Annotated in this window: 27 protein-coding genes and 2 pseudogenes; 15 read left to right on the plus strand and 14 right to left on the minus strand. The window is 75.3% G+C overall.

Going from position 1 to position 26582, the window contains the following annotated elements:
* Window positions 1-121: 121 nt before the first annotated feature.
* Complete coding sequence (locus AB0469_RS35785; protein WP_366455707.1) at window positions 122-931, minus strand: class I SAM-dependent methyltransferase; 810 nt, start codon at window positions 929-931, stop codon at window positions 122-124.
* A gap of 324 nt (window positions 932-1255) precedes the next feature.
* Here AB0469_RS35785 and AB0469_RS35790 point away from each other — a divergent pair, with 324 nt between their 5' ends.
* A complete protein-coding gene (locus AB0469_RS35790; RefSeq protein WP_366455708.1) occupies window positions 1256-1453 on the plus strand; it encodes an antitoxin in 198 nt (65 codons plus the stop codon).
* Between the two features lie 119 nt (window positions 1454-1572).
* Here the strand turns inward: AB0469_RS35790 and AB0469_RS35795 are convergent, their stop codons facing one another.
* On the minus strand, window positions 1573-2367 hold the full coding sequence (locus AB0469_RS35795) for a class I SAM-dependent methyltransferase (protein ID WP_366455709.1): 795 nt from the start codon (window positions 2365-2367) through the stop codon (window positions 1573-1575).
* A 133-nt stretch (window positions 2368-2500) separates the two neighbouring features.
* Here AB0469_RS35795 and AB0469_RS35800 point away from each other — a divergent pair, with 133 nt between their 5' ends.
* Window positions 2501-3364 (plus strand): LLM class flavin-dependent oxidoreductase, encoded by an 864-nt coding sequence (locus AB0469_RS35800; RefSeq protein ID WP_366455710.1) that lies wholly within the window; start codon window positions 2501-2503, stop codon window positions 3362-3364.
* Between the two features lie 101 nt (window positions 3365-3465).
* Here AB0469_RS35800 and AB0469_RS35805 read toward each other — a convergent pair whose 3' ends face one another.
* From AB0469_RS35805 to AB0469_RS35830, 6 genes are all read right to left on the minus strand, one after another.
* On the minus strand, window positions 3466-4179 hold the full coding sequence (locus AB0469_RS35805) for a DUF4190 domain-containing protein (protein WP_366455711.1): 714 nt from the start codon (window positions 4177-4179) through the stop codon (window positions 3466-3468).
* A 538-nt stretch (window positions 4180-4717) separates the two neighbouring features.
* Window positions 4718-5581 (minus strand): STM4011 family radical SAM protein, encoded by an 864-nt coding sequence (locus tag AB0469_RS35810; protein ID WP_366455712.1) that lies wholly within the window; start codon window positions 5579-5581, stop codon window positions 4718-4720.
* Between the two features lie 6 nt (window positions 5582-5587).
* Window positions 5588-6970, minus strand: coding sequence for an STM4012 family radical SAM protein (locus AB0469_RS35815; protein WP_366455713.1), 1383 nt, complete (start codon window positions 6968-6970; stop codon window positions 5588-5590).
* Window positions 6967-7773: an STM4013/SEN3800 family hydrolase gene (locus tag AB0469_RS35820; protein ID WP_042812224.1), complete on the minus strand. Its 807-nt coding sequence runs from the start codon at window positions 7771-7773 to the stop codon at window positions 6967-6969. Before AB0469_RS35820 ends, AB0469_RS35815 begins: the two co-directional genes overlap by 4 nt.
* A 61-nt stretch (window positions 7774-7834) precedes the next feature.
* A complete protein-coding gene (locus tag AB0469_RS35825; RefSeq protein ID WP_366455714.1) occupies window positions 7835-8941 on the minus strand; it encodes an STM4014 family protein in 1107 nt (368 codons plus the stop codon).
* A 10-nt stretch (window positions 8942-8951) separates the two neighbouring features.
* Window positions 8952-9911 (minus strand): STM4015 family protein, encoded by a 960-nt coding sequence (locus AB0469_RS35830; protein ID WP_366455715.1) that lies wholly within the window; start codon window positions 9909-9911, stop codon window positions 8952-8954.
* A 176-nt stretch (window positions 9912-10087) separates the two neighbouring features.
* On the opposite strand from AB0469_RS35830, the gene AB0469_RS35835 reads away from it, so the two are divergent.
* From AB0469_RS35835 to AB0469_RS35845, 3 genes are all read left to right on the plus strand, one after another.
* Entirely contained in the window at window positions 10088-10414 is a 327-nt protein-coding gene (locus tag AB0469_RS35835) for a hypothetical protein (protein ID WP_366455716.1), read from the plus strand.
* Window positions 10415-10462: 48 nt separating this feature from the next.
* Window positions 10463-11506, plus strand: a complete 1044-nt coding sequence (locus AB0469_RS35840) for a DUF6745 domain-containing protein (RefSeq protein WP_366455783.1) — start codon at window positions 10463-10465, stop codon at window positions 11504-11506.
* 116 nt (window positions 11507-11622) lie between these two features.
* Complete coding sequence (locus tag AB0469_RS35845) at window positions 11623-12219, plus strand: hypothetical protein (protein ID WP_366455718.1); 597 nt, start codon at window positions 11623-11625, stop codon at window positions 12217-12219.
* Here the strand turns inward: AB0469_RS35845 and AB0469_RS35850 are convergent.
* Window positions 12191-12979: a polysaccharide deacetylase family protein gene (locus AB0469_RS35850; RefSeq protein WP_366455720.1), complete on the minus strand. Its 789-nt coding sequence runs from the start codon at window positions 12977-12979 to the stop codon at window positions 12191-12193. The genes AB0469_RS35845 and AB0469_RS35850 overlap by 29 nt on opposite strands.
* Window positions 12980-13984: 1005 nt before the next feature.
* Window positions 13985-14325 (minus strand): annotated as a pseudogene (locus tag AB0469_RS35855) (helix-turn-helix domain-containing protein); the annotation flags it as partial.
* Here AB0469_RS35855 and AB0469_RS35860 point away from each other — a divergent pair.
* Window positions 14317-14850, plus strand: a pseudogene (locus AB0469_RS35860) (ABC transporter permease); the annotation flags it as partial. The pseudogenes AB0469_RS35855 and AB0469_RS35860 sit on opposite strands and share 9 nt — an antisense overlap.
* Before the next feature lie 51 nt (window positions 14851-14901).
* Here AB0469_RS35860 and AB0469_RS35865 read toward each other — a convergent pair.
* A complete protein-coding gene (locus tag AB0469_RS35865) occupies window positions 14902-15942 on the minus strand; it encodes a vWA domain-containing protein (RefSeq protein WP_366455784.1) in 1041 nt (346 codons plus the stop codon).
* A gap of 139 nt (window positions 15943-16081) precedes the next feature.
* Here AB0469_RS35865 and AB0469_RS35870 point away from each other — a divergent pair, with 139 nt between their 5' ends.
* The 4 genes from AB0469_RS35870 to AB0469_RS35885 all read left to right on the plus strand — a co-directional run bounded on the left by AB0469_RS35870 (window position 16082) and on the right by AB0469_RS35885 (window position 17983).
* Window positions 16082-16501 (plus strand): hypothetical protein, encoded by a 420-nt coding sequence (locus AB0469_RS35870; protein WP_366455721.1) that lies wholly within the window; start codon window positions 16082-16084, stop codon window positions 16499-16501.
* A gap of 89 nt (window positions 16502-16590) precedes the next feature.
* Complete coding sequence (locus tag AB0469_RS35875) at window positions 16591-16845, plus strand: hypothetical protein (protein WP_366455722.1); 255 nt, start codon at window positions 16591-16593, stop codon at window positions 16843-16845.
* A 182-nt stretch (window positions 16846-17027) separates the two neighbouring features.
* A complete protein-coding gene (locus AB0469_RS35880; RefSeq protein WP_366455723.1) occupies window positions 17028-17615 on the plus strand; it encodes a hypothetical protein in 588 nt (195 codons plus the stop codon).
* Complete coding sequence (locus AB0469_RS35885) at window positions 17612-17983, plus strand: peptidase inhibitor family I36 protein (RefSeq protein WP_366455724.1); 372 nt, start codon at window positions 17612-17614, stop codon at window positions 17981-17983. The genes AB0469_RS35880 and AB0469_RS35885 overlap by 4 nt, the downstream gene beginning before the upstream one ends.
* Before the next feature lie 46 nt (window positions 17984-18029).
* Here the strand turns inward: AB0469_RS35885 and AB0469_RS35890 are convergent, their stop codons facing one another.
* Complete coding sequence (locus AB0469_RS35890; protein WP_366455725.1) at window positions 18030-18917, minus strand: DUF4436 family protein; 888 nt, start codon at window positions 18915-18917, stop codon at window positions 18030-18032.
* Window positions 18918-19316: 399 nt separating this feature from the next.
* Between AB0469_RS35890 and AB0469_RS35895 the strand changes: the two genes are divergently transcribed.
* The gene (locus AB0469_RS35895) at window positions 19317-19826 is read left to right on the plus strand and encodes a hypothetical protein (protein ID WP_366455726.1); all 510 of its coding nucleotides are present in this window, start codon (window positions 19317-19319) and stop codon (window positions 19824-19826) included.
* A 91-nt stretch (window positions 19827-19917) separates the two neighbouring features.
* On the opposite strand, the gene AB0469_RS35900 is transcribed toward AB0469_RS35895, so the two are convergent.
* Window positions 19918-20862, minus strand: coding sequence for a LysR family transcriptional regulator (locus AB0469_RS35900; protein ID WP_366455727.1), 945 nt, complete (start codon window positions 20860-20862; stop codon window positions 19918-19920).
* 126 nt (window positions 20863-20988) lie between these two features.
* Between AB0469_RS35900 and AB0469_RS35905 the strand changes: the two genes are divergently transcribed.
* Window positions 20989-22266, plus strand: a complete 1278-nt coding sequence (locus AB0469_RS35905; RefSeq protein ID WP_366455728.1) for an MFS transporter — start codon at window positions 20989-20991, stop codon at window positions 22264-22266.
* A 188-nt stretch (window positions 22267-22454) separates the two neighbouring features.
* A complete protein-coding gene (locus tag AB0469_RS35910; protein ID WP_366455729.1) occupies window positions 22455-23342 on the plus strand; it encodes a hypothetical protein in 888 nt (295 codons plus the stop codon).
* On the opposite strand, the gene AB0469_RS35915 is transcribed toward AB0469_RS35910, so the two are convergent.
* Window positions 23339-24883, minus strand: a complete 1545-nt coding sequence (locus tag AB0469_RS35915; RefSeq protein ID WP_366455730.1) for an SDR family oxidoreductase — start codon at window positions 24881-24883, stop codon at window positions 23339-23341. The genes AB0469_RS35910 and AB0469_RS35915 overlap by 4 nt on opposite strands.
* Window positions 24884-25166: 283 nt before the next feature.
* On the opposite strand from AB0469_RS35915, the gene AB0469_RS35920 reads away from it, so the two are divergent.
* Both AB0469_RS35920 and AB0469_RS35925 read left to right on the plus strand, forming a co-directional pair.
* Window positions 25167-26138, plus strand: coding sequence for an oxidoreductase (locus AB0469_RS35920; RefSeq protein ID WP_366455731.1), 972 nt, complete (start codon window positions 25167-25169; stop codon window positions 26136-26138).
* Window positions 26139-26145: 7 nt separating this feature from the next.
* A complete protein-coding gene (locus AB0469_RS35925; RefSeq protein ID WP_366455732.1) occupies window positions 26146-26544 on the plus strand; it encodes a nuclear transport factor 2 family protein in 399 nt (132 codons plus the stop codon).
* The last annotated feature ends 38 nt before the right edge of the window (window positions 26545-26582 follow it).

A 26582-nucleotide genomic window follows, 5' to 3' on the forward strand; every position in this document is an offset into this window, starting at 1 on the left:
CGCGGGCCCCCGGGGCGCGCCGAACCCCCCCCCCACCCCCCCCCCCCCCCCCCCCCCCCCGGCCGCCCCCCCCCCCCCCCCGCCCCCCCCCCCCCCCCCCACGCCCCGGGGACGACAGGGGTCAGCCCGCGGCGGGCCCCTCCGGCTTCCACCCCCACGCCGTGAGCATGCCGGCCGACAGCGCGGCGCACTCCTCGGATCCCAGGTAGCGGACCGCCGCGTCGACGGCGGCGTCGTCCACCAGGCCGGTGGCGACCATCACCGTGCGGCTGCGCTCCCAGGTGTCCGCCCAGAAGCGGCTGATGGGACTGCCGGGCACCAGCGGCGGTACGTACACCTCGGCGGCGACCGGCAGGAGCCCCGCCCCGCGCAGCAGCCGCGGGTACGACGGCACCCAGGACACGTCCGTCCCGATCGTGGCCCGCAGCCCCTCCCACATCGCCCGCATCGCGTCGGTGTACGGAGTGGCGGGCGCCCGGTCGCCCGCCAGGTCGACCGCGTCGCTGAGCACCAGCACACCGCCGGGCTCGACGCGCTCGGCCAGAGCCGCGACGACGCGCTCGCGTGCGGGCAGGTGCATGAGGACGAAACGCGCGTGGACGAGGCGGAACCGGCGGCCCGCGGCGAACTCCGGGCCGGTGACGTCGGCCTCCAGCACCTCCAGGCCGGGCCGCGCCGCGAGGAACCGCACGTCCCGGTCCACGGCGAGCACGCCCGCCACCCCGGCCTCGTCCAGCAGCCGGCGCGAGACCGTGCCCGTACCGGCGCCCACGTCGAGACAGCTCCACCCGGGGCCGACCCCGAGCGCCCGCAGCCGGGCCATGGTGACGTCGTCGTACGCGAGGGCGCCGAAGTCGATGCGCTCGCCCTCGCCCGCCTGCCCGGGACGGAAGACGGCCTCGCCGTAGCGGCCGTCCGGCCCGGGGGTCACGGCGCCGCCGTCCCGGCGGGGCCGGGGCACGGGGGCGGGGGGTCGTGGAGCAGCGTCATGGCCGGACCTCTTCACGCGGTGGGGGGGTGCCGGGCGGCCCCGTCCGGGGCCGCCGTCCCCGATCCTGCACCGCCGGCCCCGTGCGGGGCCGAGGCGCGCCGGGCCCGGGTGCGCGCGCCCCGGGCATCGCCCGGACGGCCGTCCTCCGCGTCCGGCGGCTCCCGTCCTTCGGACCTGTGTCCGGGTGCTCCACCCGCCGCCCTCCGCGCGGCCGACGTGGAATCATGTCCCTTGCAGGAAGCCAGCGGAGGAGACGGTTCCACCATGTTCGACGCCTTGAAGAAGCTCAAGGACAAGGCCGAGGAGATCGCCCGGGCCCACGGCGACGCGATCAACGCCGGACTGGAGAAGGCCGGCGACTTCGTCGACGGGAAGACCGACGGCAAGCACAGCGCCACGATCGACACGGCCGTCGACAAGGCGCAGGACCTCGTCGGGAACCTGGCGAAGAAGAAGGACTGAACACCCCCTCCGGCGCGCTCCGGTGGGGACCGACCGGATCCCGCACCGGGACCGGATCCCGCACCGGGACCGGATCCCGCACGGGGACCGGATCCGGCACCCGGACGCCCCGGCCCGCTTCAGCGCCGGCCGACGAGCCCGGGCCCCGGCTCCTGCGGACCGTCTGCGGCGCTCCGCAGGGCCACCGCGACGAAGGCGGTGTAGGGCTCCTCCAGGGCGCCGTCGGGGAAGCGGCGCAGCAGGTGCTTGCGCTCCTCCGCGAGGAATTCCGCGGCGCCGGCCGCGCCCAGCAGGATGAACGCCGAGTGCGTCGCCAGCTTCGCCAGGTGGAAGTCGACGGTGACCGCGCGCGACCAGCGCAGCTCCCGGGTGCGCCAGGACAGCCCGCCCGGCAGGGTGCGGTCGCTGATGTAGCAGCCGTCGCCGATCCGCTCCACGATCCGGGCCTGCTGCTCGGCCACCCACGGCACGGACGGGTCGGGGTCGTTCCACAGCAGGGCGAGCGCGCCCCCGGGGCGCAGGACCCGCAGGGCCGAGGGGACGGCCCGCGCCGGGTCGGTCCAGTGCCAGGACTGGGCGTACGCGACCAGGTCCAGCGAACCGTCCGCGAGCGGCAGCCGGTTGCCGTCGCCGCGGACCAGCGCCACCTGCGGCAGCTCCCGCCGGAACTGCGCCGCCATGGCGGCCCCGGGCTCGATCCCGGTCACCCGGGCCCCGCGCCGGTGCAGCGCCCTGGAGGCGATGCCGGTGCCGGCGCCGACGTCGGCCACCCGGGCCCCGGCCAGCCGCAGCCCGCCGAGCTCCTCGACGGCGTCGAGGACGCCCGCCGGGTAAGCGGGCCGGTAGGCGGCGTAGGCGCGGGCGGCCCGGCCGAAGGCGAGGGCCCGTTCGGCGGCTGGGATCTCGTGGGTCATGCCCCGACTATGACCCGGCCCCCCGCCCCGCACCAGGCCGCCTCGCGGGCCGTCGCCCGGGTCCACCGGTCCGGTGCGTCCGCCCGCAGGGAATTCGATGGCGCGGGACCCGCCGACCGCGCATCCTGCGGGGATGCGCTTCTCCGTGAACATCCCGAACTTCGGTGACTTCGCAGACCCCCGCAACGTCGCGAAAGTGGCGGTGGCCGCCGAACAGGCAGGCTGGGACGGGCTCTTCGTCTGGGACCACGTACTGCACCGCAGGCACCAGGGGCGGCCCTTCGCGGATCCCTGGATCCTGCTGACGGCGGCCGCGCTGGCGACCTCCCGGATCCGGATCGGCACCCTCCTGACCCCGGTCCCGCGTTACCGGCCGCAGCAACTGGCCCGCCAGGTGGCCACCTTGGACCGGCTCACGGGCGGCAGGGTGGTCTTCGCCGCCGGCCTCGGCGGCCCGGCCGAGGACGAGTACCACAGCTTCGGCGACACCGCCGGACCCCGCGTGCTCGCCGAACGCCTCGACGAGGGACTCGGCCTGTTGGCGCGCTTCTGGTCGGGGGAGCCGGTGGACCACCGCGGCCGGCACTACGAGGTCCGGGACGTGGCCCTGCTGCCGGCCACCGTGCAGCAGCCCGGCCCGCCCGTGTGGATCGGCGGGTTCTGGCCGCACCGCGCGCCCATGAGGCGGGCGGCCCGGTGGGACGGCGCGGTCCCGCTCTTCGAGACGGCCCGGCACGGGCACGTACCCGACGTGGCCGAGGTGCGGGAGCTGGTGGCCTATGTGGACGAACACCGGCCGGAGGGAGCCGGGCGCCCCTTCGAGCTCGTGCTCGGCGGCGCCACGCCCGGCGACCCGGCCGAGGCCGGAGAGGTGATCGGGCCGCTCCGCGACGCCGGCGCCACCTGGTGGGACGAGCGCCAGGTCCAGGGCGGACCCGACCTGGACAGCCTCCCCGCGGTCCTGCGCCGCGTCGAGGCGGGCCCGCCCGTCCTCTGACCGGCGCTCCGACCGGCGCCGCGGCCGGGATGTGCGTGCGCGGCGCCGCTGCGGCCCGCCGGCTGCCGCCGTCCCCCGGGGACGGCGGCAGCCGGCGGGGGTCAGGAACCGGCGCGGGCGGACCCGGTGTTCGTGCCGCCGGCGCTGCCCAGGAAGCAGGTGACCGTGCGGTCGCCCAGCGCCCAGCTGCTGGGCTGCGGGTAGTAGTAGAAGACCTCGAGGGTCTTCGGCAGCTTCGCGGCGCTGCCCACGTAGTCGGTCAGCGCGGTTCCGCCGCACTTCTCCTCGGAGATCGAGACGACCTTCTCCGCGCCGGGGAACACGCCGTCGTCGAGCGTGAAGACGGCGTAGGCCTCGCCCTCGTGGGGCTGGGTGCAGGGAACGGTCCGCACCGACAGGCGGGCCTGGGTGCCGTCGCCCTTCTGGGTCTTCGCCAGGTCGTCGTCGGTGTTGAAGCAGTCCCCCTTGCGGATGTCCTCCACCTTGCTGGAGCCCGGCGTGGTGACCTGGCCCTGGGTGTCGCGGTGGGGCCGCGGGCCCTCGTCGAAGGCCCCGGACAGCCCGAGGACGATCGCGACCGCGTAGAACGCGATGGTCAGGCCGTGGATGACGATGGCCGCGATGGCCAGCCCCCTGCCCTTCTCACCGGTCTTGCGGATCTGGGAGAGGGACACGATGCCGAGGATCAGCGGAACCGTCGGTATCGCACAGACGATCGACATCACGAACGCCACGACGGCCGTCGCGTTGGTCTTCTGCGGCGGCGGCGCGTACCAGCCCTGGGGAGCGCCGTACGGCGCCGCGGGCCCGGGCATTCCGGGGGGTCCCGGAGGCCCGGGATGTCCGTACGGCCCCTGCTGCCCGTACGGCTGCTGCGGGTACGGAGGTGGCTGAGGGGGTGTCGACATGCGCGTGGTGCTCCTCGCGGGAGGGTGGGACGGGACCGCCGGCCGGGCGGTGAAGCCGCGGGGCGGGGCTCGGTGTACGGATGATGTTCGAATCGGCCGCGCCCCAGTATCCCTGACGGAGCACCGGCGGCCGTCCGGGTCGCCGGGGGCGGGCGGGCGGTCGCGGACGGACCGGTCAGGAACGGAGAAGCACGCGCCCGGCGCGCGGACTTAGCCTGCGGACATCCGGACGACCGCGCCTTCCGCGGTCCCGCCGGACGCCCGGCCCGCCTCCGCGGGACCGGGCCGGACGTCCGCCCGCGACGACAGGAGTCGACCCGTGTGCCATCCCCTGTGGGCCCGTGCCCGTATCGCCGCCGCTGCCCGGCACCCGGACGAGCCCGCGCGAGCGCAGCGCGGGGCGGAACCCGGGATCACCGGGGCCGGCCGCGCGGCCGACGGCCCGTCACCGGGCGCCCCCGAGGACCCCCGGAGCGGGGACGCGTTCCAGGACCCCGCCCGCGAACACGTCGTACAGCGGGAGCGTCTCGAGGTGCACGTAGCCGATGTGGCAGTCGCAGACGGCCAGCGGGCAGGGGCGCGGGCCGAGCGCGGCGCGGTATGAGCCGTCGTACAGGTTGCCGAGCTCCGCGCGCACGAAGTGGCAGCGGCGGACGGTGCCCTCGCCGTCCACCGACACCACCGACTCGCCCGTACGGCAGGGCAGTCCGGCCGAGCGGTGCGGGTGGCGGCTGTAAGGGAACAGCGGGTCGAGCGCCGTCCACGCGTCGGCCTCGGCATCGGCGTACGCGTGTCCCTCGGCGGCGTTGACCCACAGGTACACGTGCGCGGGCAGGTCGGCGCGCAGCCGGCGTGCGGGTCCGAGGTTCTCCGGCAGGCCCACGATGCCGACGCTGTGGCGCACGCCCCGGCCCGCAAGGCCGTGGACCTTCGTCAGGAAGCGGTCGTACGGGGTCTGTCCGGGATGGTACGTGCACCACAGCGCGAGCGTGCCGGGGTCGGCGTCGGCGAGCCAGTCCGTGCGGCAGCTCAGGTTGGTCTGGATCGCGACGCGCTCGACGTGCGGCAGGTGCGAGAGCTCCACCAGGGCGCGCCGGTACCAGGAGCGGACCAGCCCCTCGCCCCACGGGGTGAACAGGATCCTGAGGCGGTCGCCGGTGGCCGCCCCCGCCCAGGCGGTGAAGCGTTCGAGGGCGGCCCGGTCGGCGCGCAGCAGGTCCGGGCCGTCGCGGCGCTTGGCGAACGGGCAGTACGGGCAGTCGTAGTCGCAGGAGGAGAGCGGGCCCCGGTAGAGGATCGTGAGGTCCATGGGGGCCTACTTCGGCGCGTAGGCGGCCATGGCGGCGCGGACGGCGGGGGAGAAGAGCGCGGGGCCGAGCGCGTCGGAGTGCGCGAGCCCCTCCGGGCTGAGGCGCAGCAGGGCGTCCGGCGCCGTCCCGTCGAGCCATCCGCGGGCGGCGAAGTCCGCGAGTTCGGCGGGGAAGTCCTCGGACGGGTGGGTGCCGAACCGCGCGCGGTAGTCGGCGACCGGCAGGCCCTGTGCCTGGAGCAGGGACTGCAGGAGGTGGCGGCGGCGGGCCTCGTCGCCGTCGACGTACCGGCCGTGCACGGCGCTCCCGAAGTCGGCGGTGGCCGTGTACGCGTCCACGATCGCCCGGATCTGGCCCATGTCGACGGCGTAGTCGAAGGAGTAGTGGAGGGCGGAGGTGTAGGAGCGGGCGCCGCAGCCCAGGCCGATCATGCCGTCGGTCTGGCAGGCGTGGTCGTCGGGACCCCGGGGCGCCGCGCCGGGCCGGCGGAACATCCGCATCGACACCTGCTCGTACCCCTGCGCCAGGAGGTGGTCGCGGCCCTGCCGGTACAGGGCCAGGCGCTGTTCGTCCCACTCGCGGTCGGTGTGGGCGGTGCGCCGGGAGAGGCCGGTGAGGGGGCGGACGTAGAGGGGGTAGAGGTACAGCTCCTCGGGTTCCCAGGCGAGCGCCGCGTCCAGGGAGGCGCGCCAGCCGGCGGGTGTCTGGCCGTCGATGCCGTAGATGAGGTCGATGTTGAGGACGGGGATGCGGGCCTCGCGGATCCGGCCGAGCGCGGCCTCGACGTCGGCGCGCCGCTGGGGGCGCACGGCGGCCCGCGCCTCCTCCTCGACGAAGCTCTGGACGCCGAGGCTGAGGCGGGTGGCGCCGCGCTCGGCGAGGACCGCGAGCCGGTCGGCGGTGGCGGTGGCGGGGGAGGCCTCCACGGAGAGCGGCACGGCCCGCAGGTCGGCGCCCATGCGCAGCTCGGCGATGTCGCACAGCCGGTCCAGCTCGTCGGCGGTGAGGAAGGTGGGCGTGCCGCCGCCGAAGGCGGCGTTGGCGAACCGGACCGGGCCGTCGTCGCCGAGCGCCTCGCGGACGGCGGCCGCCTGCCGGTCGAGGGCGTCGAGGTAGCGGCCGGTGAGGCCCTCGGGGGCGCCGATGCGGGTGAACAGGTTGCAGAAGCCGCAGCGGACCTCGCAGAACGGTATGTGGAGGTAGAGCGAGAGGGCGTGCTTCGGCTCGTCACGCCACAGCTCGCGCAGGGCCGGGCGGCCGGGCAGGGGCCGGTAGGCGGTCTTGTGGGGGTAGGCGTAGACGTAGCTCTCGTACGGGCGGACGGCCCGCGGCGCCGCGGGCGTGAGCGGTACGGGGACGGGGGCGGCGGGCGCGGCGGGGGCGGTCATGCGGACGGCTCCAGGAAGAAGTGGGCGTACGGCACGGTCCACACGGCCTCGTGGGCGAGGCGGTGGCCGGTGTAGCCGTCGTCGCCGTAGGTCGTGCCGTGGTCGGAGCAGACGATGGCGAAGCAGCGGCGGCGCGAGCTCATCGCGGCGAAGAGGCGGCCGACGTGCCGGTCCAGGTACTCCAGGGCGGCGGCGTGGCTGGCGCGGGTGTCCCCGGCCTCGCGGGTGGCGCCGGGCAGGTGGAACCAGTTCGGCTGGTGCAGCGCCGAGGCGTTCAGGAAGAGGAACAGCCGCTGGTCGGCGGGGAGTCCGGCGACGACCTGCTCGGCGCGCTCGACCTGGGCCTCGAAGGAGGAGGGGGAGGCCACGCCGAACGCGGGCTCCCAGTGGCTCTCCTGGAACATGCCGGGCAGGACGTCGCCCAGCGCGCCCTGCTTGTTGAAGAAGCCGACGCCGCCGATGCACACCGTGCGGTACCCGGCCGCGGCGAGCCCGGAGACCAGGTCGGGGGTGTCGAAGACGTACGTGCGCCCGGCGGTGCTCTCACTGCCGGCGAAACGTGCGGCGAACAGGCGCGGGTGCGGCCCGGGCGCGGCGGGCGTGGGCAGGAAGCCGGCGAACATCGCCTGGTGGGAGGCGTAGGTGAAGCTCCCCGGGGCGTGCCGGCGCTCCCAGGCGCCGCCGGGCAGGTGGCGGGCCAGGTGCGGGATCCGTCCGGCGGCGGCCAGCTCGGCCGCGACGTCGTGGCGGAGGGTGTCCAGGGTGAGCAGGAGCAGGTCGTCGCGGCCGACGACCTCGTTCATGTCGGGATCCGCGGCGCAGGGCCGCGGGGCGGGGAGGGCCGCTCCGGCCGCCGGGTGGGTGTCAGGCAGGTGCACGGTGGTTCCTTGCGATGTGGTGCGGTGCGGCGGCCACCTGGGCCGCGTAGGTGTCCAGGCCCTCGGCCCCGCTGCCGGGCAGGCCGGTGAGCCCGGGGAGCAGGTCGCCGAAGGCGTTGACCTCGGCGACGGCGAACCGCCGCCAGCCGACGGCGGGCAGCAGGTCGACGCCCACGCACAGGGTGCCGGGGAAGCAGGCGGCGGCCCGTTCGCAGGTCTCCAGGGCGTCGGCCCACCCCGGGCCCGCGGCCGCGGCGGCCGCCGCGAGGTCGCCGCGGCTGCCGCCGAGGTGGAGGTTGGTCATGGGCGAGCGGCTGGTGCGGACGACGGCGTGGGTGGCCCGGCCGGCCACGACGACCACGCGCAGGTCGGCGGCCCGGCCGCCGAGGGAGGCCTTGGGCCACCAGCGTTCGACCTGGAGCCCGTCGGGGGCGAGGGCGTCGACGAGGGCGGCGGTCTCGCGCTCGCTCGTGATGCGGCGTACCCGCAGGGAGTTGTACAGGCCGCCGTCCTCGACGCTCTCCACGGAGGTGGTGGCCCGGATCCGGCCCCGGCCGGCGGTCTCGACGGCGACCACGCCGGACGCGGAGGAGCCGTGCGCCGGCTTGAGGAACACGCGCGGCATGGCGTGCGCGGCCATCAGCTCCCGGACGTCGTCCCAGCCGCCCACGGGCACGGCGCCGCCGGAGGTCGGGGACGCCGGCACGGGCACACCGGCGCGGGCGAGGGCCGCGTGGCAGAGCCGTTTGTCGAACAGGACGGCGAGTTCAGCGGGGTCGTCGAGGCGCAGGCCGCCGCTGAGGCTCCGGACGGCCGCGGTGAAACGGGCGTACCAGCGGGCGCCGCCCTCGACCCGGGTGGGGTCGGCGGCGCCGCGCAGGAGCGCGTCCACCTCGGGGTCCTCACCGGGCGAGTCGAGGCGCACCAGCTCGTCGGCGGCGAAGGCCGCACCACCCCCGCGCAGGACCGAGGTCCAGGGCACGATGCGGGGCGCGGGCTGCCCGGCCTCGCGCACGGCCCGGCGGAACAGGGCGACGCGGCGGTTCCCGGGATTGCCGACGACCGCCCAGCGCGGGGGCGTGTGCTGCGTCATGGCCGGCTCGCTACTCGCCCACGGCGACGAAGCGCCAGACGCGGTCGTCCCACTCGTCCTCCTCGGCGTGGCCGCGGTCGAGGTCGAGGGTGACGCCGGCGCTCTCCAGGGTGTCCCGGAAGCGCTGCTTCAGCGGGTCGCCGAGGTAGTTGTGGTGCAGGTCGAGCTTCTTGAGGTGAGTGAGGGGCTGGCCGCCGAGCAGCGCGGCGCCGCCCTGGTCGGTGAGGACGCCCATCGACAGGTCCAGGGTCTCCAGCCGGGCGACCACAGGAGCGGAGGCCATGGCGGCGGCGATCTCGTCCTGGATGTCGCTGTTGCGCAGGGCCAGGTGACGCAGGCTCGGCAGCCTGTCCCCCTGGAGGACGGGCTCGACGTCGGAGAGCGCGCAGTCCCCGCCGTACTCGGCCGTACCGAGCCAGAGGTCGAGGTGTTCGAGGGCGGGCAGGCCGGCGGCGGCGATGCTGCGGACGACCCGCGCGGGCAGGCCGCCCGTCTCGACGGTCAGGGAGCGCAGCCGGCGGTGCGTGAAGGGGGCCAGGGCCAGCCCGGTGCCGCCGCGGACCCCGAACTCCTCCAGCTCGGGGAAGTTCTCCAGGAGCGGCCCGACGTCGCCTTGATTGATCCACGAAATCTCGCACTCCTCGGACTCCATGTCGCCGAGGAACAGGGCCCGCAGGGCGGGGAGCTGGGCGCGGGCGGCGACCAGCGCCTCGATGATGTCCTCGGGTCCGCTGTCGTACGCCTCCTCCCAGGCGCCGACGACGATCGCCCGGACGCGCGTGGTGTCGACGGCGGCGGTGAACCGGGCGAAGGCCTCGGTCCAGGTCTCCTCCGCGTCGTAGGTGTCGGAGACGATGCGCCAGGCGACTGAGCCGGCCTCGGGAAGGGGGGACGGGCCCTCGCTCCCCGGGCCCGGGAACGTGAAGACGGGCAGTCCGTACGACTCCGTCAGATGCCTCGCGTAGCTCATGTCCCTCGCCGTTCCTCGCCCGTCGCGCCGTCGACCGCCGCGTAGATGTGCTGCAAGTTGTAGCAAGCGGCTCTGACAGCGCCCCTGGCGGGGCGGGCCGGCGGCCGTTGTCAGACCCTCCCCGTAGCTTCGGAACCGATGTGCCGCACCGGGCGGCACGTGGGAAGGGGACAGCCGTGTACCGGCAGGGGGACGTGCTCATCGTGCCGATCGGGGAGTCGGCGGTGCCGCCGCAGGCCGCCGACGGCCCGCAGGAGCCGAGGGACGCGCGGGGACGACTGGTGCTGGCCCGGGGCGAGGTGACCGGGCACGCGCACGCGGTGGTCGGGCCGGGGCGGCTGGTGCGCGAGGCGGGCCCGTTCGGGCCGCAGCTGCTGCACCTGCCCGACGGCGGGCGCGTGGTGCACGAGGAGCACGCCGCGATCTCGCTGCCCAAGGGCTGGTACCGGGTGGTGCGGCAGCGGGAGTACGTGCCCGGCGCCGTACGGATCGTGGCGGACTGAGGGGGAGTGGGGAGCGTGGGGACGAAGAGCGCGGTGGAAGACACGGATGTGACGGACAGGGCGGGGGAGGCGGACGGGACCGATCTGTGGCGGGCCGCCGCCGCGGCCACCGGGGCCGCGGACCGCGAAGCCGCGGAGGCGGGGGTGCGCCTGGCCTACACGGCGGCCGGGCTGCCGGAGCCCGAGCGGATCCTGTGGGCGGACTCGCCCCGCGCCGCGATCCTCCTGCTGGGCGATCCGGACGGGGAGTGGGGGCCGGGGGCCAGGGGCCGCAGCGTCCGCGAGCAGGTGCGCAGCCTCCCGTGGGCGGCCGAGCGCGACCGGCTGCACGCGGAGCTGGGCCCCCGCGGCTGGGGGCGGCGCTGGGCCCTGACCGGCGCACGCCTGTGGCAGAACACCGAGCGGCTGGCGGAGCGCATCCGCGCGGGGCTGGTCGAGACGCTCGCGCAGGACCCCGCCGAGGAGTCCGCACTGCGGCTGCTGCTCCTTGACGCGGTGCTCGGCCAGCACGACGCCGCCTGGCTGTGCGCGTTCGACACGGCGGCCGGCTCACCCCTCGCCGGGCTCGCCGCGGTGGCCCGCACGGCCGGCTGGTGGTGGCCCTACGAGCGGCTGGCCGTCGTCTGCGAACGCCCGGTGGAACTCCACCGGGACGAGGCGGGCCGCCTCGACCGCGCCGACGGCCCGGCCCTGGCCTTCCCGGACGGCTTCGCCCTGCACGCCTGGCGCGGGATGCCCGTACCGGCCGGCTTCCTGGCCGGGCTGGGCGAGCTGACGCCGGAGCGGATCCGGGGCGAGGAGAACGCCGAGCTGCGCCGGGTGATGCTGGAGCACTACGGCTACGACCGCTACCTGGACGCCTCCGGGGCCGAGCCGGTGCACCGGGACGAGGCGGGCGTGCTGTGGCGCATACCCCTGCCGGACGACGAGGACGTCGTGATGGTGGAGGTCGTCAACTCCACGCCGGAGCCGGACGGCACGCACCGCACGTACTGGCTCCGCGTCCCGCCGGACACCCGCACCGCCCGCCAGGGCGTGGCCTGGACCTTCGGCGTCGACGCCGACACCTACGCCCCGCTGCGAGAGACCTGACATCCGTCACTTCCGGCCCGTGCGGTCCGGCCCGAACCTGGGAGGAGTATCGACGGGCCGACGGGCCCACGAGGCGGGGAGAGCGTGTGAGAGCGGAGGAGCGGATGACGGGGGCCGTGACGCCCAGACCCTCCACGGCCGCGATCGTGCGGGTGTGGGCCGGGTCCCTGGTGCGGTGGCCGCTCGCGCGCCGGACCGCGCCGGGGCTGCGGCACTCGGCGGCGACGCGGCAACTGGTGGTGGTCATGGCGGTGACGGAGGTCGTGACGGCGGTCGTGCTCTCCTCGGTGCTGCCGCCCGCCGTCCGGCCCGTGCACGCGCTGTGCGAACTGCTCCTGGTCCTGGCCGGACTGGGGCTGGTCGCCGCGCTCCTGCGGCACCCGCACACGGTCGACGACGCGCAGGTGGTGGTGAGGACCGGGTTCCTCGGGGAGGTGGCGCTGCCCCGTTCGGCCGTCCGGTCCTCCGCGCCGGTGATCCGTACCGTCCCGGGCCGCGGCCCGCGCCCCGTGCCGGGCGAACCGGGAGCGGTGGCGTGCTCGGTGGGGGCCTCCCTCAACGTCGCCCTGCGCCTGGACCCGCCCGTCCGACTCGACCTGGGCCGCCTCGGACGCCTGGACGCGACGACGCTCTACGCGTCGGTGGACTCCCCGTCCGCGCTCGCGGCGGCGCTTCGCGCGCGCGTCAGTGCGCGGCCCGCGCCGGGAACGTGAAGGCGTAGCCCTGGGACCTGAGCCAGGGGAGGTACTGCCGCAGTGCGGCCACGGTCTGGCTGCGGTCCCCGCCGCCGTCGTGGAAGAGGACCGTGGGCAGCTCGGGGAGCTTGCCCTCCACCGCGGAGACGATGGCCGGCAGGCCCGGGCGGCTCCAGTCCTTGGGGTCCACGCTCCAGCCCAGGGGGCGCATGCCGTTCGCCGCGGCTATCGCCCGGCTGTCGGGCGTGAAGGCGCCGCCCGGCGCGCGGTAGTAGTTCACCGCGACGCCCGGTACGGCGGCCTCGATCATGGCCTTGCCGTCGAGGATCTGCTGGCGCTGGTAGGCGACCGGCTTCTTGTCCATGGTCACGTCGTGGTCGACGGAGTGGTCGCACAGCTGGTGCCCGTCGGCCGCGATCTCGCGCACCAGCTCCGGGTGCTGCTGGGCCCGCGTGCCGACCAGGCAGAACGTCGCCTTGACGTGGTTCTCCCGCAGCACCCGCAGGACCTGCGGGGTCCAGGTCGGGTCCGGCCCGTCGTCGATGGTGATCGCGATGTCGCGGCCCGTGCCCTGGGCGAGACGGGAGATGCCCTGCGGGACGGCGGCGGCCGCGTGGACCGGACCGGCGGAGGACTTCGCCGGCGACCGGCCGGCAGAGGAGGAGGCGTCCGTCGCGGCGAAGGCCGGGGTGCCGGCCGCTGCCAGGAGGCCGAGGACGGTCGCCGCCACGGCGGCGCCCGTCCGTCGACGGCGCACGGAACTGCTGCTCTTGCCCATGGATGCTCTTCCTCTGCGGGTGCGTACGGTCGCCGGATCGCGTGTGGCCGGTGCGGTGCGGTGCGGTGCGGTCCGGGGAGCGGGAACCGTGCCCGTCGTCCCCCCGATCGGCCCCTGCCGACGCGGCCGTGCCACGGAGGGGGCCCAGGGCCACCCCATCGAAGCTAGGGACCCTTTCCGCTCCGGGTCAAGGAACCGTGGGACGCCTCACACCGGGTGAAAAGGGACGGATCGCCCGTTCCGGTCGTCCCGTGGTCCGGCCGCGGGCTGGAAGTGGACCCGGACGGTGATCCCTCCCTCGGCGCCGGATTCGCCTCCGCCCGCAGGTGGGCGCCGTGGGCCCGGCCGATCGAGGCGGCGATCGGCAGACCGGGGCCCGCGCCCTCGCCCGCCGTGCGGCGGCGCTCGGCCCGGCCCCGGAACGGCTCCAGCAGACGGGACACGTCCCCGGGCCGGCCCGGTGTCGGACACGGTCAGGCCCCCGCGGCCCGTCCCCGCCGCCCCGGCGCCGTGGCCACCTCGACCCGGCCGCCCGGCCGCCCGGCCACCTCGACCCGGCCGCCCGGCCGCCTGGCCGCCCGGCCGTTTGTGCCGTACGGCGTTGGCCGGCAGGTTGCGGACCAGGCGGTCCAGCAGGGCGCGGTCGCCCCGCACCGTCAGCGGCGCGAGGTCGGTGACGACCGCCGGCCCCTCGTGCGCGGTCGCCTCCGGTTCCGCCCCGGCCAGGGCGGCGAGGTCCACCGCCCCGGTGCTCTCCAGGCCCTCCTCGGACACCGCGAGCAGCAGCAGCGAATCGATCAGGTGCTCACTGGAGTCCGCGACGCCGATCGGCCGCTCGCGGATCCGGGCGACCTTCTCCGGCGACGGATCCCCGGCGGGCCCGATCTCCGCCGCCGCCCGCTGCACGGCCGGCGGCGTGCCCAGCTCGTGGGCGGCGTCCGCGGCGAACCGCCGCTGCGCGCCACAGCGCGGCGAGACGGGCGCGCTCGGAGCGGAGCACCGCTTTCACAGTGGATCGGCGATCCGGTAGCCGCCCCCGGGCACGGTCTCGATCAGCGGCGGCTCGCCCGGCTTCGCCCGCAGCCCGCCGAGCGTGACCGGGACGGCGTTCGTCCGGTACGAGGTGTCCCGGTCCCAGACCTGCTCCATCGGATCGTCGTTGCCGAGTACCGCCCCCTCGGCCCGCAGCAGCGCCTCCAGCACGGCGAACTCCTCGGGCGAGAGCGCGAGCCGGCGCCCGTCGCGAGCCGGCGCCCGTCGCGGGCCGCCGTCCGGCGGGCCGTGTCCACGGCGACACCGCACCGCTCCAGCACCGGCGGCAGCGCCGGATGCGCCCGCCGACGGCCGTCTACGAGCGCTCCGCGGACGACCGCGTCGCACAGGTCCGGGCCCTGATCGCGCGGACGGCCGACCCGCAGGGCCCGACCACGGTGTCGGTGACCGACCCCTCCGCGGCCCTGCAGGCCAGGGCCGCCACCGAGGGTGTCTCCGGCACGCTCCTGCTCGGGCTGGGCGCGATCGCCCTGTTCGTGGGCGGGGTCGGGGTGGCCAACACGATGGTCGTCCCGGTGCTGGAGCGCCGCCACGAGAGCGGCCTGCGCCGCTCGCTGGGCGCGACCTGGGATCGGATCCGCATCCGGTTCGTGACCGAATCCCTGCTGCTGTCCGGGCTCCGCGGGCTCGCGGGCACCGCCCTGGGCGCCGCGGCCGCCGGGGTGTGCGCCCGTACCGGGGGCCTGCCCCGGGTGGTGTCCCCGTGGGCGGTCGCCGGCGGGTTCGCGGCCACCCTGGCCATCGGCACCCTGGCCGGCCTCTGCCCGGCGGTCCGGGCGGCCCGCCTCTCGCCGGCCCTGGCCCCCCGGGCGGCGTGACGGGCAGGCCCGCGAAGCCCCGCCGGTCCGGCCGGCGGGGCTTCCGCGGCGTCAGCCCATCAGCAGCAGCCGGGTGTTGGGGACCAGCTTGCGGTTCACGCTGGTGCTCTGCACGAAGATGGTGAAGTCGTCGTTGTGGTCCGGCTTCACGCGGACCTCCGCGTCCGGCAGGCCCAGCAGGGCGCGCGCCTCCGGTCCCGTGTACACCCGGTCCGTCTTCTTCTCCAGCACCGCTATCTGCTTGCGCGCCTGGACCTTTTCCACCTTGCTCAGCTGGTAATACGCTCCACCCGTGCGATAGGTGTGCCCGGATTCGACGACCCATTCCCGGATCGCCGCCGCACGCGCCACGGGAATGAGCTGATACCGCGTCTGGTCCACAGGGGTGAGGCCGGCGGCCTCGATGGACTTCTTGTTGACCGTTTCGGCGCCCGTGGAGAAAACCGCCCTGGAGCCCCGGATTCCCTTCGTGCGGCCCACCATGAACTTCTCGGTGGCCTCCCGGATGACCTGTCCGGCCTCCTCCAGGCCCCGCGTGCTCGTGGCGTCCCAGATGGCGATGTTGTCCTTCGGGAAACCGCACTGCATGGCCTCCCGCTTGCCCATCTGGTCCGGCACGAGCACGGCCAGGGTCCAGTTGTCCTGCTGGCCGTCGAGCATCGTCGCCATGGCCTGCCTCAGGGCCCGCTGGGACTGGGAAGGGACGTCCGGGCAGCGGTGGCTCGCGTTCTCCTGCCCGTCGGTGAGCACGAACGTCAGGAAGCTGTGGTCGCCGTAGAGCTGGGCCGTCTGCGCCAGCTCCCGCTGCGACTTGAGGGTGGCCGCGAGCAGGGCGGTCATGCCGCCGACCCGGTAGAGCTCCTTCAGGGACGGCATCCGCAGCACGTCCTTGTCGTAGATGACGCATTCCACCTTGTCGGCGAACACGTACACCGTGACGCGGGTTTCCTGGTCGAGTTCCTGCGAACGCCGGGCCAGATAGGCGATTTGCTGGTCGGCGACCTCGACGACCTTGTTCCTGAGGTGTGACATCGACGAACTGGCATCCAGCACAAGGGCAACGTGATTGATGTAGTTCTGGTTTCCGGACATGGCCGCTCCCCGTTTCTCCGACGTGATGAACAGATCCTCGCAGCCACCACTGACAATCGGTCCCGACGCTTCTCCCGGCGGGCCGGGGCGGCCCCGGACGCCGCGGTCGTTGTCAGTGGTCCGCGGCAGGATCGCCGGCATGACGACACCGTTGCTGCTCACCGACATCGAACGAGCCGTCCGGAACGGCTGGAGCGCCCGGACTTGCACTCCCGAGTACCGGTCGCGCTGGACCGGGGACAACCCCGCCCGCGACCAGTGCGGGGTCACCGCGATGGTCCTCAACGACCTGCTGGGCGGCGAGCTGGTCCGCGGCGAGGTCCACGTCGACGGGGTCCGCGTGGACTACCACTGGTGGAACCGCCTGGGCGCGGGCGTCGAGGTCGACCTGACCCGGGAGCAGTTCGGGCCGCACGAGACCGTCACCGGGGGAGTCGTGGTCCCCCGCCCGCCCGTCGCCGAGTGGCGCAGGCTCCGCGAGGAGTACGAGCTCCTCCGCGCGCGCGTCCTGGAGGAGCTCGACCGGCGACGAAACGATACGTCTGTGGCATCGGAGTGAACGGCCGTTCCCGTCCGGGGCCCACATCGGTTGGACCGGCCGACGCGCACACCGACCGCGCGCCGTTCCTACCGATCCCTAGGGGAGTCATGCGTATTCGTTCCGCCGTCACCGCTTCCGTCCTGGCCGCCGGCATCCTCCTGGGCGGCGCCGGCGCCGCCCTGGCCAACGAAGGCGTCGACATCGACTACTTCTCCGGCGGCCACGCCGGCTGGTCGTCGAACTGCTCCTCGTTCGCCGCGGTGCCCCACAACCTGCCGTCCTTCGCCGGCCCGGTCTACACCTCGACCTGCGCCAAGGAGGGCGAGAAGGAGTGGCTCAAGGGTGCCCACCTGGGTGCCTGATCCAGGAACGGATCCCGAACCGCGGGGGCGGACCGACAGCGAGGTCGGTCCGCCCCCGCGGCGTTCCGGCCCCCGCCGCGCGGGCCGCCTGCGGGAACGTTTCCCCGGGTGAAACGTGCACCCGGTCGGGTGAGCTCCGGCCCCCCGCCCTGTCGTGCCGGGGGCCCGGGCCGCTAGACAGCATGTCTGTGATCAAGGAACCGTCCGGGACCCGGCGGCGGCGCGGACACCGGGCCGGAAGGCCGACGGCCGCCCTGGCCGCCCGCGCCGCCGTGGCGGCCTGCGCGCTGCTGACGGGCTGCGCCGCCGGGCCCCCGGGGCGCGCCCCCGACCCGGACGAGGTCATCAAGGCCGCCACCCAGCGCCTCACCGACGCGTGCCTGATCCGCCAGGGCCTCGTCCCGCCCCGCAACGGGGCGGGACGGCCGCCGGGGACCGACGAGGAGCGGGTCGGCGCGGCCCTCTTCGGCTCGGGCCCCGCCGAGCTGTCGCTCACCCTGCCCACCGGCTACGTCGTCCGCGCCCACACCGACGGCTGCCTCGCCGCCGCCCAGCAGCGGCTGTACGGGGACCAGCCCGGCTGGTTCCGCGCCTCGGTCGTCGTCAACAACCTCCGGCCCGAAGCCGACCGCAGCCACCGGGACCTCGCCGAGGTCCGCGCCCGCCACCGCACCGAGATCGCGGCGTGGGAGCGGCTGCGCGCCCACGCCCTCACCGAAGCCACCGCCGTGCTCGAGAACCCCCCACCGAAGGGAAACCCGCCCGCATGAAGCGCTTCACCACCCTCCTCGCCGCCGCCGTCATCACCACCGGCGCGGTCCTGGCCACCTCGGCCGCCGCCGAGGCGGCCGACTGCCGCAGCGGCTACTTCTGCGTCTGGACGGACGCGAACTTCAACGGCATGAAGATCGAGCACAGCGGCGACGACCACTGGTGGGAGGGGGACATGTTCAAGCAGGACTCCTCCTGGGCCAACCACGGCCTCTCCGGCCCCGGCGTGGCCGACCACGTGAAGGTGTACGAGGGCCGTGAGCTGCTGGGCCGGGTCACGCTCTGCCTGGCCCCCGGCCAGGAGGTCGGGTACAACGCAGGGGCCAACGACCAGGGCGGCTCCCACACCTGGTCCACCGGCTGCTGAGGCCGTCCCCGGCCGTCCCGCACCGCCGTCCGCCCCGGCGCCCCCGCTACGCCGCGGGGGCGTCGTCCGGGTGGAGGGCGGCGCGGACGCCGGCGAGGACCACGCCGATCAGGCAGAGGGCGATGACGGTCTCCGCCCACAGGAAGGCGAACCAGTCCAGGACGCAGCCGATGGGCGGCGACCCGGGGGCGGTGTTGCGGAAGGCCGCGAGGGCGAACAGGGTGGCGGCCATCCAGGAGAGCGCGGGCCAGACCAGGCCCTCGCGCCGTGTCGTCAGGTACCAGGTCCCGATGAGCACGGACGCCGCCAGCGCCCACATCACCAGCATCATGAAGACCGCGAAGACGAGCAGGCTGCCCGAACGCCTCAGCTCCAGTCCGAAGACCGCCTCCGGCCGGGAGGACAGGGGCTCGGCGGAGATGGAGAACAGCGTGTCGTTGTTGGAGAACAGCATCCGCACCGGCACCTGCCTGCCGCCCAGCACGGCCCAGAACTCCACGTCGGTCTCGTAGGTGTCGAACGGGTAGTCGCCGATGGACCCGCCCGCGAGCGCGACCTTCACGTCCCTGGTCGCGAGCCGCTCGTGCGCCTTGAACGCCAGGTCGCCCAGGGTCGCCGCGGAGGTCTGGAGGGCGAGGTCGTCCACCGGGGCGGTGCCTTCCGCCTCGCCGAGGCTTCCGCGCGGGACGACCCGGACCCGGAGCACCAGCTCCCTGGCCGCGGCGTCGACGTGCTGGACGGTGGCCTCGACGTCCACCCGGTCGGGGGCGGTGGAGCCGACGGCGTGGACCGTGTCGCCCGCCTGCCGCTCCGCGAACTGCAGCCACGATCCGACGGCCACCGCCGCGACGATCAGCAGCGCGATGGGCAGCAGGACGGGGAGCAGCGAGGTCCCGGAGCGGCGCGGGGGAGGAGGGGCCGGGGGTGGGGTCATGGCGGCTCCGGCGGGACGGGGGAGCGGAAGGTTCTCGTCCGGCAAGCGAAACCTTTCGGCGGCGCCGCCGCCACCCCGGATGGCCCGGGTGGAGTCCCTGCGGCCCCTCCCATCGCGCCACACGTAACGGGCCTTCCCGGCGGATCGGTGAAAACCCGACCCCGCCAGGGGAAACGATGCACGGCCCATACATCTGATCGGATACTGCCGTGCCCGCTGGGGCCCGGGCGTACCCGAGGTATCCGTACAAGAGCCGCGATCCGGCCGATTTCCCTCTTCAGGCCCCGGTGCGACTCCGCAACGATGGGTCCGCGACTTCCGGGCCGCCGCCGCGAGCGGTCGGCCTACCGGCCGCCGAACCAGAGGGGAACACGCATGTCACCGCGCAGGATCCTGGCGATGACGACCGCCACCGCGGCACTGATCGCGGGCCCGGTACTGACCGCCCAGGCCTCGACCCCACTCCCGAACACCTTTTCCGAGCAGACCCGCGCCGCCGGACTGACCGCCGCCCAGGCGGCCGAACTCCGGCAGCGGGTCGACGCCGTCCTCGCGTCCGACCCGCAGGCCCGCCAGATCTCCGCGAACAAACTCGCCATCGCCGGCGGCGACCTGGTCCTCAGGGCTCCGGGCCGGTCCGAGACCCGCGACCTGGCAGCCCCGGACGCGGCCCTGGCCTGCGCCGACGGCCACCTGTGCATCAGGGACGGCCTGGGCGACACCTACGACTACTACTACTGCGGCTACTACGACTTCGGCGGAGTCGGCGACGGCACCTTCAACAACAACCAGAGCTGGGGCACCCGGGCCCGCTTCTACAACCAGAACGGCAGCGAGCGCTGGTCGAACGTGGCCAAGGACAGCGGCACGGCCTCCTGGACCCCGGTCTACCACATCCGCCCCTGCTGACCCCCTCACCCGGCCGCCCGGCGCCCGCCCCACCGGCGGGGCACCGGGCGGCCTCCGTGTGTCCCCGCACGGGCCGGCACCGGCGCGCGGCTCAGCGCGGGATCACCCAGCCCGGCATCCAGGTCCCCGAGGTCCCGCCGGTGGCGCGCAGGCCCGCCGCGGTCGCGAGGTGGGCGCGCAGGGCCGCCAGCCCCGGGTGGGGGTTGTCGCGGCGCCAGAGCAGCGAGTGCGGGTAGACGGGCGTCGGATCCGTCACCGGGATACGGCGCAGGCCGTGCCCGGCCGGCCAGACGAGCCGGGTCCGCTCGCTCATGAAGGTGGCCAGGGCCGGGGTGTCGGCGATGGTGTCGAGGAGCGCGTCGGAGCCGAAGTTGGGCCCGGTCGACTCCAGGGTGAGCCCGAACTCGGCGACGAGGTCGTCGTAGTAGGCGGTCCACTCGGCACCGGGGACGACCCCGGGCATCCAGATCCGGTGCCCGGCCAGCTCGGCCACCGTGACCGACCGGGCGCCCGCCAGCGCGTGGTCGGGGCCGGTGAGGAGCTGGAGGGGCTCGTCCAGCACCCGTACGGCCCCGACGTCCTCCGGAAGGGGCCGGCCGGGGGCGGCGACGGCGCGGAAGGACGCGTCGACCGCACCGGAGCGCAGGGCCGCGACGGCGGCGTCGATCTCGACCAGCATCACCACGTCGAGCTCGACCTCGGGGTGCGCGCGGTGGAAGTCGCGCATCAGGCCCGTCGCCGCGCCGCGCGAGTTGATGACGTCCACGCGCAGCGGCCGCCGGCCGGTGCGGACGGACGCGACCGCGCGCTCGGCCGTGCGCAGCAGCTCGCGGGCGTGGGGCAGGAACGCCTGCCCGTCGATGGTGAGCTCGGCGCCGCGCGGTGTACGGGTGAACAGCCGCACCCCGAGACCGCGTTCCAGCGCGGCGATGCGCTTGGAGACGGCCTGCTGGGTCACCGACAGCTCGGCGGCGGCCTCCTGGAACCGCCCCGTGTCGACGGCGGCGAGGAACGTGCGGACGGTCTCGAGGTCCATACCGCCACCCTAGGGGGACAACCAGGGGTTGTGGACGAGGGGCCTGCCGGTTGTTTGATTCCCTGCGACACCGCCCGCTTTGATGCTCCGGAACGCCGGTCGGTTGTACGGGGAGGGTGAGGGGCGATGTCGGATCCCAGGGACGGACGGCGCCGGCGGCGCCGGCGCGGCCCGCGTCTGGGGCGCCCGTTCGGGTGGTTCCTGGCGGCGTACGGGACCAGCGCGCTCGGCACCTGGCTCGCCTTCGGGGCGTTCCCGCTGATCGCCGTCCAGGTGCTGCACGCCGGGCCGGCCGAGGTGGCGGCGCTCTCCTCGGCCGGGGCCGCGGTGGGCGCGGCCGTGGCGGTGCCGCTCGGCCCGTGGGTGGAGTTCCGCCGCAAGCGGCCCGTGCTGATCGCGACGGACCTGGTGCGGTGCGCGGCGCTGCTCACGGTCCCGGCCGCGTTCGCGCTCGGCGCCCTCACCTTCCTCCAGCTCCTGCTGGTGTCCGTCGTCGTCGCGGCGGCCGACCTCACCTTCCGCGCCGCCTCCGGGGCCTGGTTGAAGGCCCTGCTGCCGGCCGGGCACCTGCTGGAGGCCAACGCCCGGCTCGAGTCGACGGCCTGGACCACCACGATCACCGGTCCGCCGCTGGGCGGCCTCGCGATCGGGCTCCTCGGGCCCGTGGCGACGGTGGTGGCCGACGCGGTCAGCCACCTGCTCTCGGCCCTGGGCATCCGCGCGACGGGCCGGCGGGAGCCGGCCCCCGGGTGCCGGGAGGGCGGGCGCCCGCGGGCCGGGGACCTGCTCGACGGCTGGCGGTGCGTCCTCGCCGACGCGGGGCTGCGTCCGCTCTTCTTCCACACCGCCCTGTTCAACGGCCTGGTGATGGCCGCCTCGCCGCTGCTGGCCGTCCTGATGCTCGGCCGCCTCGGGTTCGAGCCCTGGGAGTACGGCCTCGCCTTCGCCGCGCCCTCGGTCGGCGGGCTCCTCGGCTCCCGGCTGGCCCGCCCGCTCGTCACCCGGTACGGGCAGCACCGGGTCCTGGCCGTGTCGGGCTTCCTGCGCGCGCCCTGGTCCGTCGGCCTGGCCTTCGTGGGGCCGGGTACCGGCGGGCTGCTGCTGGTGACCGGCGTCGAGTTCGGGCTCGTCCTCTGCTGCGGGGTGTTCAACCCCGTCTGCGCCACCTACCGCCTGGAGCGCACCCCGGCCGGCCACGTCACCCGTGCGCTCTCCGCGTGGTCGGTGACGACGAAGGCGGCGACCGCGCTGCTCACGGCCGTCTGGGGCGTCCTGGGCAGCCTCCTCGGCCCGCGCACGGCCATCGCCCTGGCCGGCGTCCTCCTCCTGGCGACCCCGTTGCTGCTCCCGCGCCGGCCGGCCGCGCCCCCCGCCGAACCGGAGCCCGCCGCCACCGGTACCTGACGGGACGCCACCGTGCGGTCCCCGCCTTCCCGCCGGTTCCCCCGGGCGTGGTCGGCGGGTGCCCACCCGGGACGGCGAACTGCCGCGTGCGGTATACCCGTTGCCCTTTTCGTGCCCGTCTTGGCAGACTCGCGCCGGATCACTTTCGATCTTCAGTTCTCCAGGGGGGACACACCATGAGGTTCCGCATGTCCGCACGCGCCGCCGTCCGTACGGCCGCCGTGCTCGCCGCCGCCGCTCTCGCGCTCCCGGTGGCGGCCGCCGGCCCGGCCCGGGCCGCCGAGATGCCGCAGGGCGAGTTCAACTGGTCGGGGGACCAGGGCGACGGCTTCGACGACCAGGCCCGCTGGTACGGGCCGGGCCAGGGCGACAGGATCGACGTCACCGCCTCCGCCGACCACCGCACCCTGCGGGTCACCATCACCCGCCCCGGCGACTCCTGGACGATGGACCTGGCCGCGCCCGCGGGCCAGGTCCTGGCCGTCGGCAACTACGCCGACGCGGTCAAGACCCCGGAGATGCCGGGCACCGTCCTCGACCGGCCCAGCATGTTCGTCAACGGCTACCGCGGCGGCTGCTCCACCCTCACCGGCGGCTTCGGCATCAGGGAACTGGTCTTCGGCGAGGGCACCGCCGTCAAGCGGATCGACCTCTCCTACCAGCAGGACTGCGACGACCGCGGCGTCCTCAAGGGCTACCTCACGGCCAACGACGTCACCCCGCCGAAGCCGGTCGCCCTGGGCGTCACCGTCAACGGCAGCGGCACGCTGTCGAAGACCGGCAAGGCCACCCTGAACGGCACGGTCACCTGCAGCAAGCCGGTGAAGGTCTCGGTGGGCGGCTCCGGGCGCCAGGAGCAGCCGAAGACCGTCGTGGGCGGCTTCCGCGTCGAGGTGGACTGCGTCCCGGGCCGCAGCATCCCCTGGCAGGCCCCGCTCCAGGTGCACATCCCCGAGGAGGACACCCCGTTCGTCAGGTCCGAGCGGCTCGCCGCGTTCGCCAACGCCTCGGCCACCGACCCCGAGAGCGGGACGTACGTCGTGGCGAGCGCCGACAAGTGGGTGCGGCTGCGCTAGCGCAGGCTCCTCGGCACGGCCCCGGCGGGTGCGTCGGGGGCGGCCGGGGCCTGTTCCGCCGCGTGGGCGATGTTGCGGACCATGCCGCCGAAGACCGCCGCGTGGAAGGGGCTCACGGCCCACCAGTACATGTGGCCGAGCAGGCCGCGCGGATGGAACAGGGCGCGCTGCCGGTAGCGCGACCGGCCCGCGTGCACCGGGTCGGGCTCGGCGTACATCTCCAGCCAGGCCAGTCCGGGCACCCGCATCTCGGCGCGCAGCCGCAGCAGCCGCCCCGGTTCGATCTCCTCGACCCGCCAGAAGTCCAGGGCGTCGCCCACCCGCAGCCGGCTGGCGTCGCGGCGGCCCCGGCGGATGCCGGCGCCGCCCGCCAGCCGGTCCATCCAGCCCCGCACGGCCCAGGCCAGCGGGAAGGAGTACCAGCCGTTCTCGCCGCCGATGCCCTCCACCACCCGCCACAGGGCCCCCGGCGGGGCCGCCACGCCGGCGCTGCGGTGGTCGGTGTAGAGGCTGCCGCCGGCCCAGTCCGGGTCGGTGGGCAGGGGGTCGCTCGGGGCGCCGGGCAGGGAGGCGTTGGACCACCGGGTCGTCACCCGCGCCTCGCGGACCCGCTCCAGGGCCAGGGCCAGGGCCCGGTCGAAGGGGAGCGGCGCACCCGGCGGGTCGGGCACCCAGCGGGCGATGTCGTGCTCCGCGCACACCACCTCGTGGCGCAGCGACTCGGCGAGCGGCCGGGCCAGTGCCCGGGGCACCGGGGTGACCAGGCCGATCCACAGGCTGGAGAGGCCCGGGCTGAGCATGGGCACGCGCAGGATGCGCCGCTGCGGGAGCTCGGCGACCTCGGCGTAGCGGTGCATCATCACCTCGTACGTGAGGACGTCCGGTCCGCCGATGTCGAAGGACCGGCTGACCTCCGGCGGCATCGAGGCGCTGCCCACGAGGTAGCGCAGCACGTCGCGCACGGCGATGGGCTGCACCCGGGTGCCCACCCAGCTCGGGGTGATCATGACGGGCAGCCGTTCCGTCAGGTAGCGGAGCATCTCGAACGAGGCCGAGCCCGAACCGATGACCACGGCCGCCCGCAGCACCGTGCAGGGGACGCCGGACGCCAGCAGGATGGTGCCCACCTCGGCCCGGGAGCGCAGGTGCGGGGAGAGTTCCTCGGGGGGCCGGCCGGCCGGGGTGAGGCCGCCCAGGTAGACGATGCGGCGTACGCCCGCCCGCCGCGCCCGCTCGGCGAACAGGCGGGCGGCGGCCCGGTCGCGCTCCTCGAAACCGGGTCCGGCGTTGAGGGCGTGCACCAGGTAGTAGGCGACGTCCACCCCGTTCAGGGCCTCGTCCAGCGAGCGCCCGTCGGAGACGTCGCCGCGCGCCACCTCGACGCGGGAGGCCCAGGGGTGGTCGCGCAGCCGTTCGGGGGAGCGGGCCAGCGCCCGGACCCGGTAGCCGGCGTCGAGGAGCTCGGGCACCAGGCGGCCGCCGATGTATCCGGTGGCCCCGGTGACCAGGCACAGCGCACCGGCCGACTCCTCACCCGCCATGGGCCCGCTCCCGTCTGTGCGGCGGCGGCGCCCGGGCGGCACCGCCCCTTCGAGCCTGGACCCGGCACGGCCCGGGCGCAACGCCGCCGCCCGCGGGGGGCGGCGGGCCGGACCGCGCAGGGGCGGGTTACGGTGTCCCCTTTCGAGGGGGGAGACAGCGATGTCGCACCACACGGGGTGGGGACCGAACCACCCGGGACAGCCGGTACCGCCATGGGGAGGGTGGGCGCCGCCCCCGCCGCAACCGGGCGTCGTACCGCTCAGGCCGCTCACGGCGGGCGATGTGCTCGGCGGCGCCTCCACCGCGTTCCGCCGCTACTGGAAGCCCCTGGCCGGCGTCATCCTCCTGGCCCAGGGCATCGGCATCGTGCTGATCGCCGCGGCGATCGGCCTCGCCGCCCTCGGGATCGACACCCGGTTCGCCGCGGTGTTCAACCTGCCGGACGGCGAAACGCCCGCGGCCGGCGACGTGGCGGCCCTGCTCCTGTACCTGGCCCCCGTCGCGGTGCTGCTGCTGCTCGTCATGGTCCTGCTCACCGGGATGATCGGCGCCGCGTGCCCCGCGGTGATCCAGGAGGCGGTGCTCGGCCGCCCCGTGACGTTCTCGGCGCTGTGGCGGCGCTGCTGGTCCCGGCTGCCCTCGGTCCTCGGCGTCCTGCTGTGCGTGGGGCTGCTCGCGGGCGGGCCGGTGCTCGTCCTCTACGCGCTGTGCTTCCCGCCGCTCCTCTCGGCCGCCGCGCACGACGCCGCCCCGCCGGCGGCCGTCTTCCTGCTGCCCCTGGGCGTGCTGCTCTGGCTGCCCGTGCTGCTGTGGCTCGCCATCCGGTTCAGCCTGGCGCCCGCCGTCGCGGTGTGCGAGGGGCTCGGGCCGATCGCGGCGATGCGGCGCTCCTCCCGTCTGGTCGCGGGCGGCTGGTGGCGCACGTTCGGCATCTCGGCGGCGGCGTACCTCCTGGCGTCGGTGGTCGGCTACGTCGTCCAGCTGCCGTTCACCCTGCTCGGCCTCTTCGCGCTCGTTCCCGCCGTCATGGCGACGGCCGACGAGGCGCGGCCGGGCGCGCTGGTCCTCGGCATCGTCGGGTACGTGGTCTGCGCCCTGATCGGCACGGTGATCGCCTCGGTGTTCCAGCTCGGATACCCCCACCTGGTCCTGTCCCTGCTCTACGTGGACCAGCGGATGCGCAAGGAGAACCTCGCCGAGGCCCTCGTCGCCTCCGCCGCCGCCCCGGCCCGCCCGGGCCCGGCGGGTGCATGATGAGGGCATGAACGACCGCGACGACTTCCTGCGGTGGGTCGAGACGGACCTCCGCGCGGCGGAACGCGCGCTGCACGACGGGGACGCCGCCCCCCGCCGGGCGCTGTGGTCGCGCAACGAGCCGGTGAGCGTGCTGGGGGCCTGGCGCAACGCCGTCGGGCGGCAGGAGGTCGACGCGCTCTTCTCCGCGCTGGAGGCGAGCTTCTCCGACTGCACGTCGTACGTGTTCGAACTCCAGGCGTACGACGTCGTGGGCGACATGGCCTACACGGCCGGCCTCGAGCACACCTCCGTCTCGGTCGACGGGGAGCCGCGGACCTACACCCTGCGGGCCACCCAGGTGTACCGCAGGGAGGACGGCGGGTGGAGGGTGGCCCACCGCCACGGGGACACCGTCACCGGCTGACCCCCGGCGCCCTGCGGCGACCCCGCCGCCTGCGGGGG

It is taken from the genome of Streptomyces sp. NPDC093801 (assembly GCF_040701585.1).
In the GTDB taxonomy this organism is placed as follows: Bacteria; Actinomycetota; Actinomycetes; order Streptomycetales; family Streptomycetaceae; genus Streptomyces.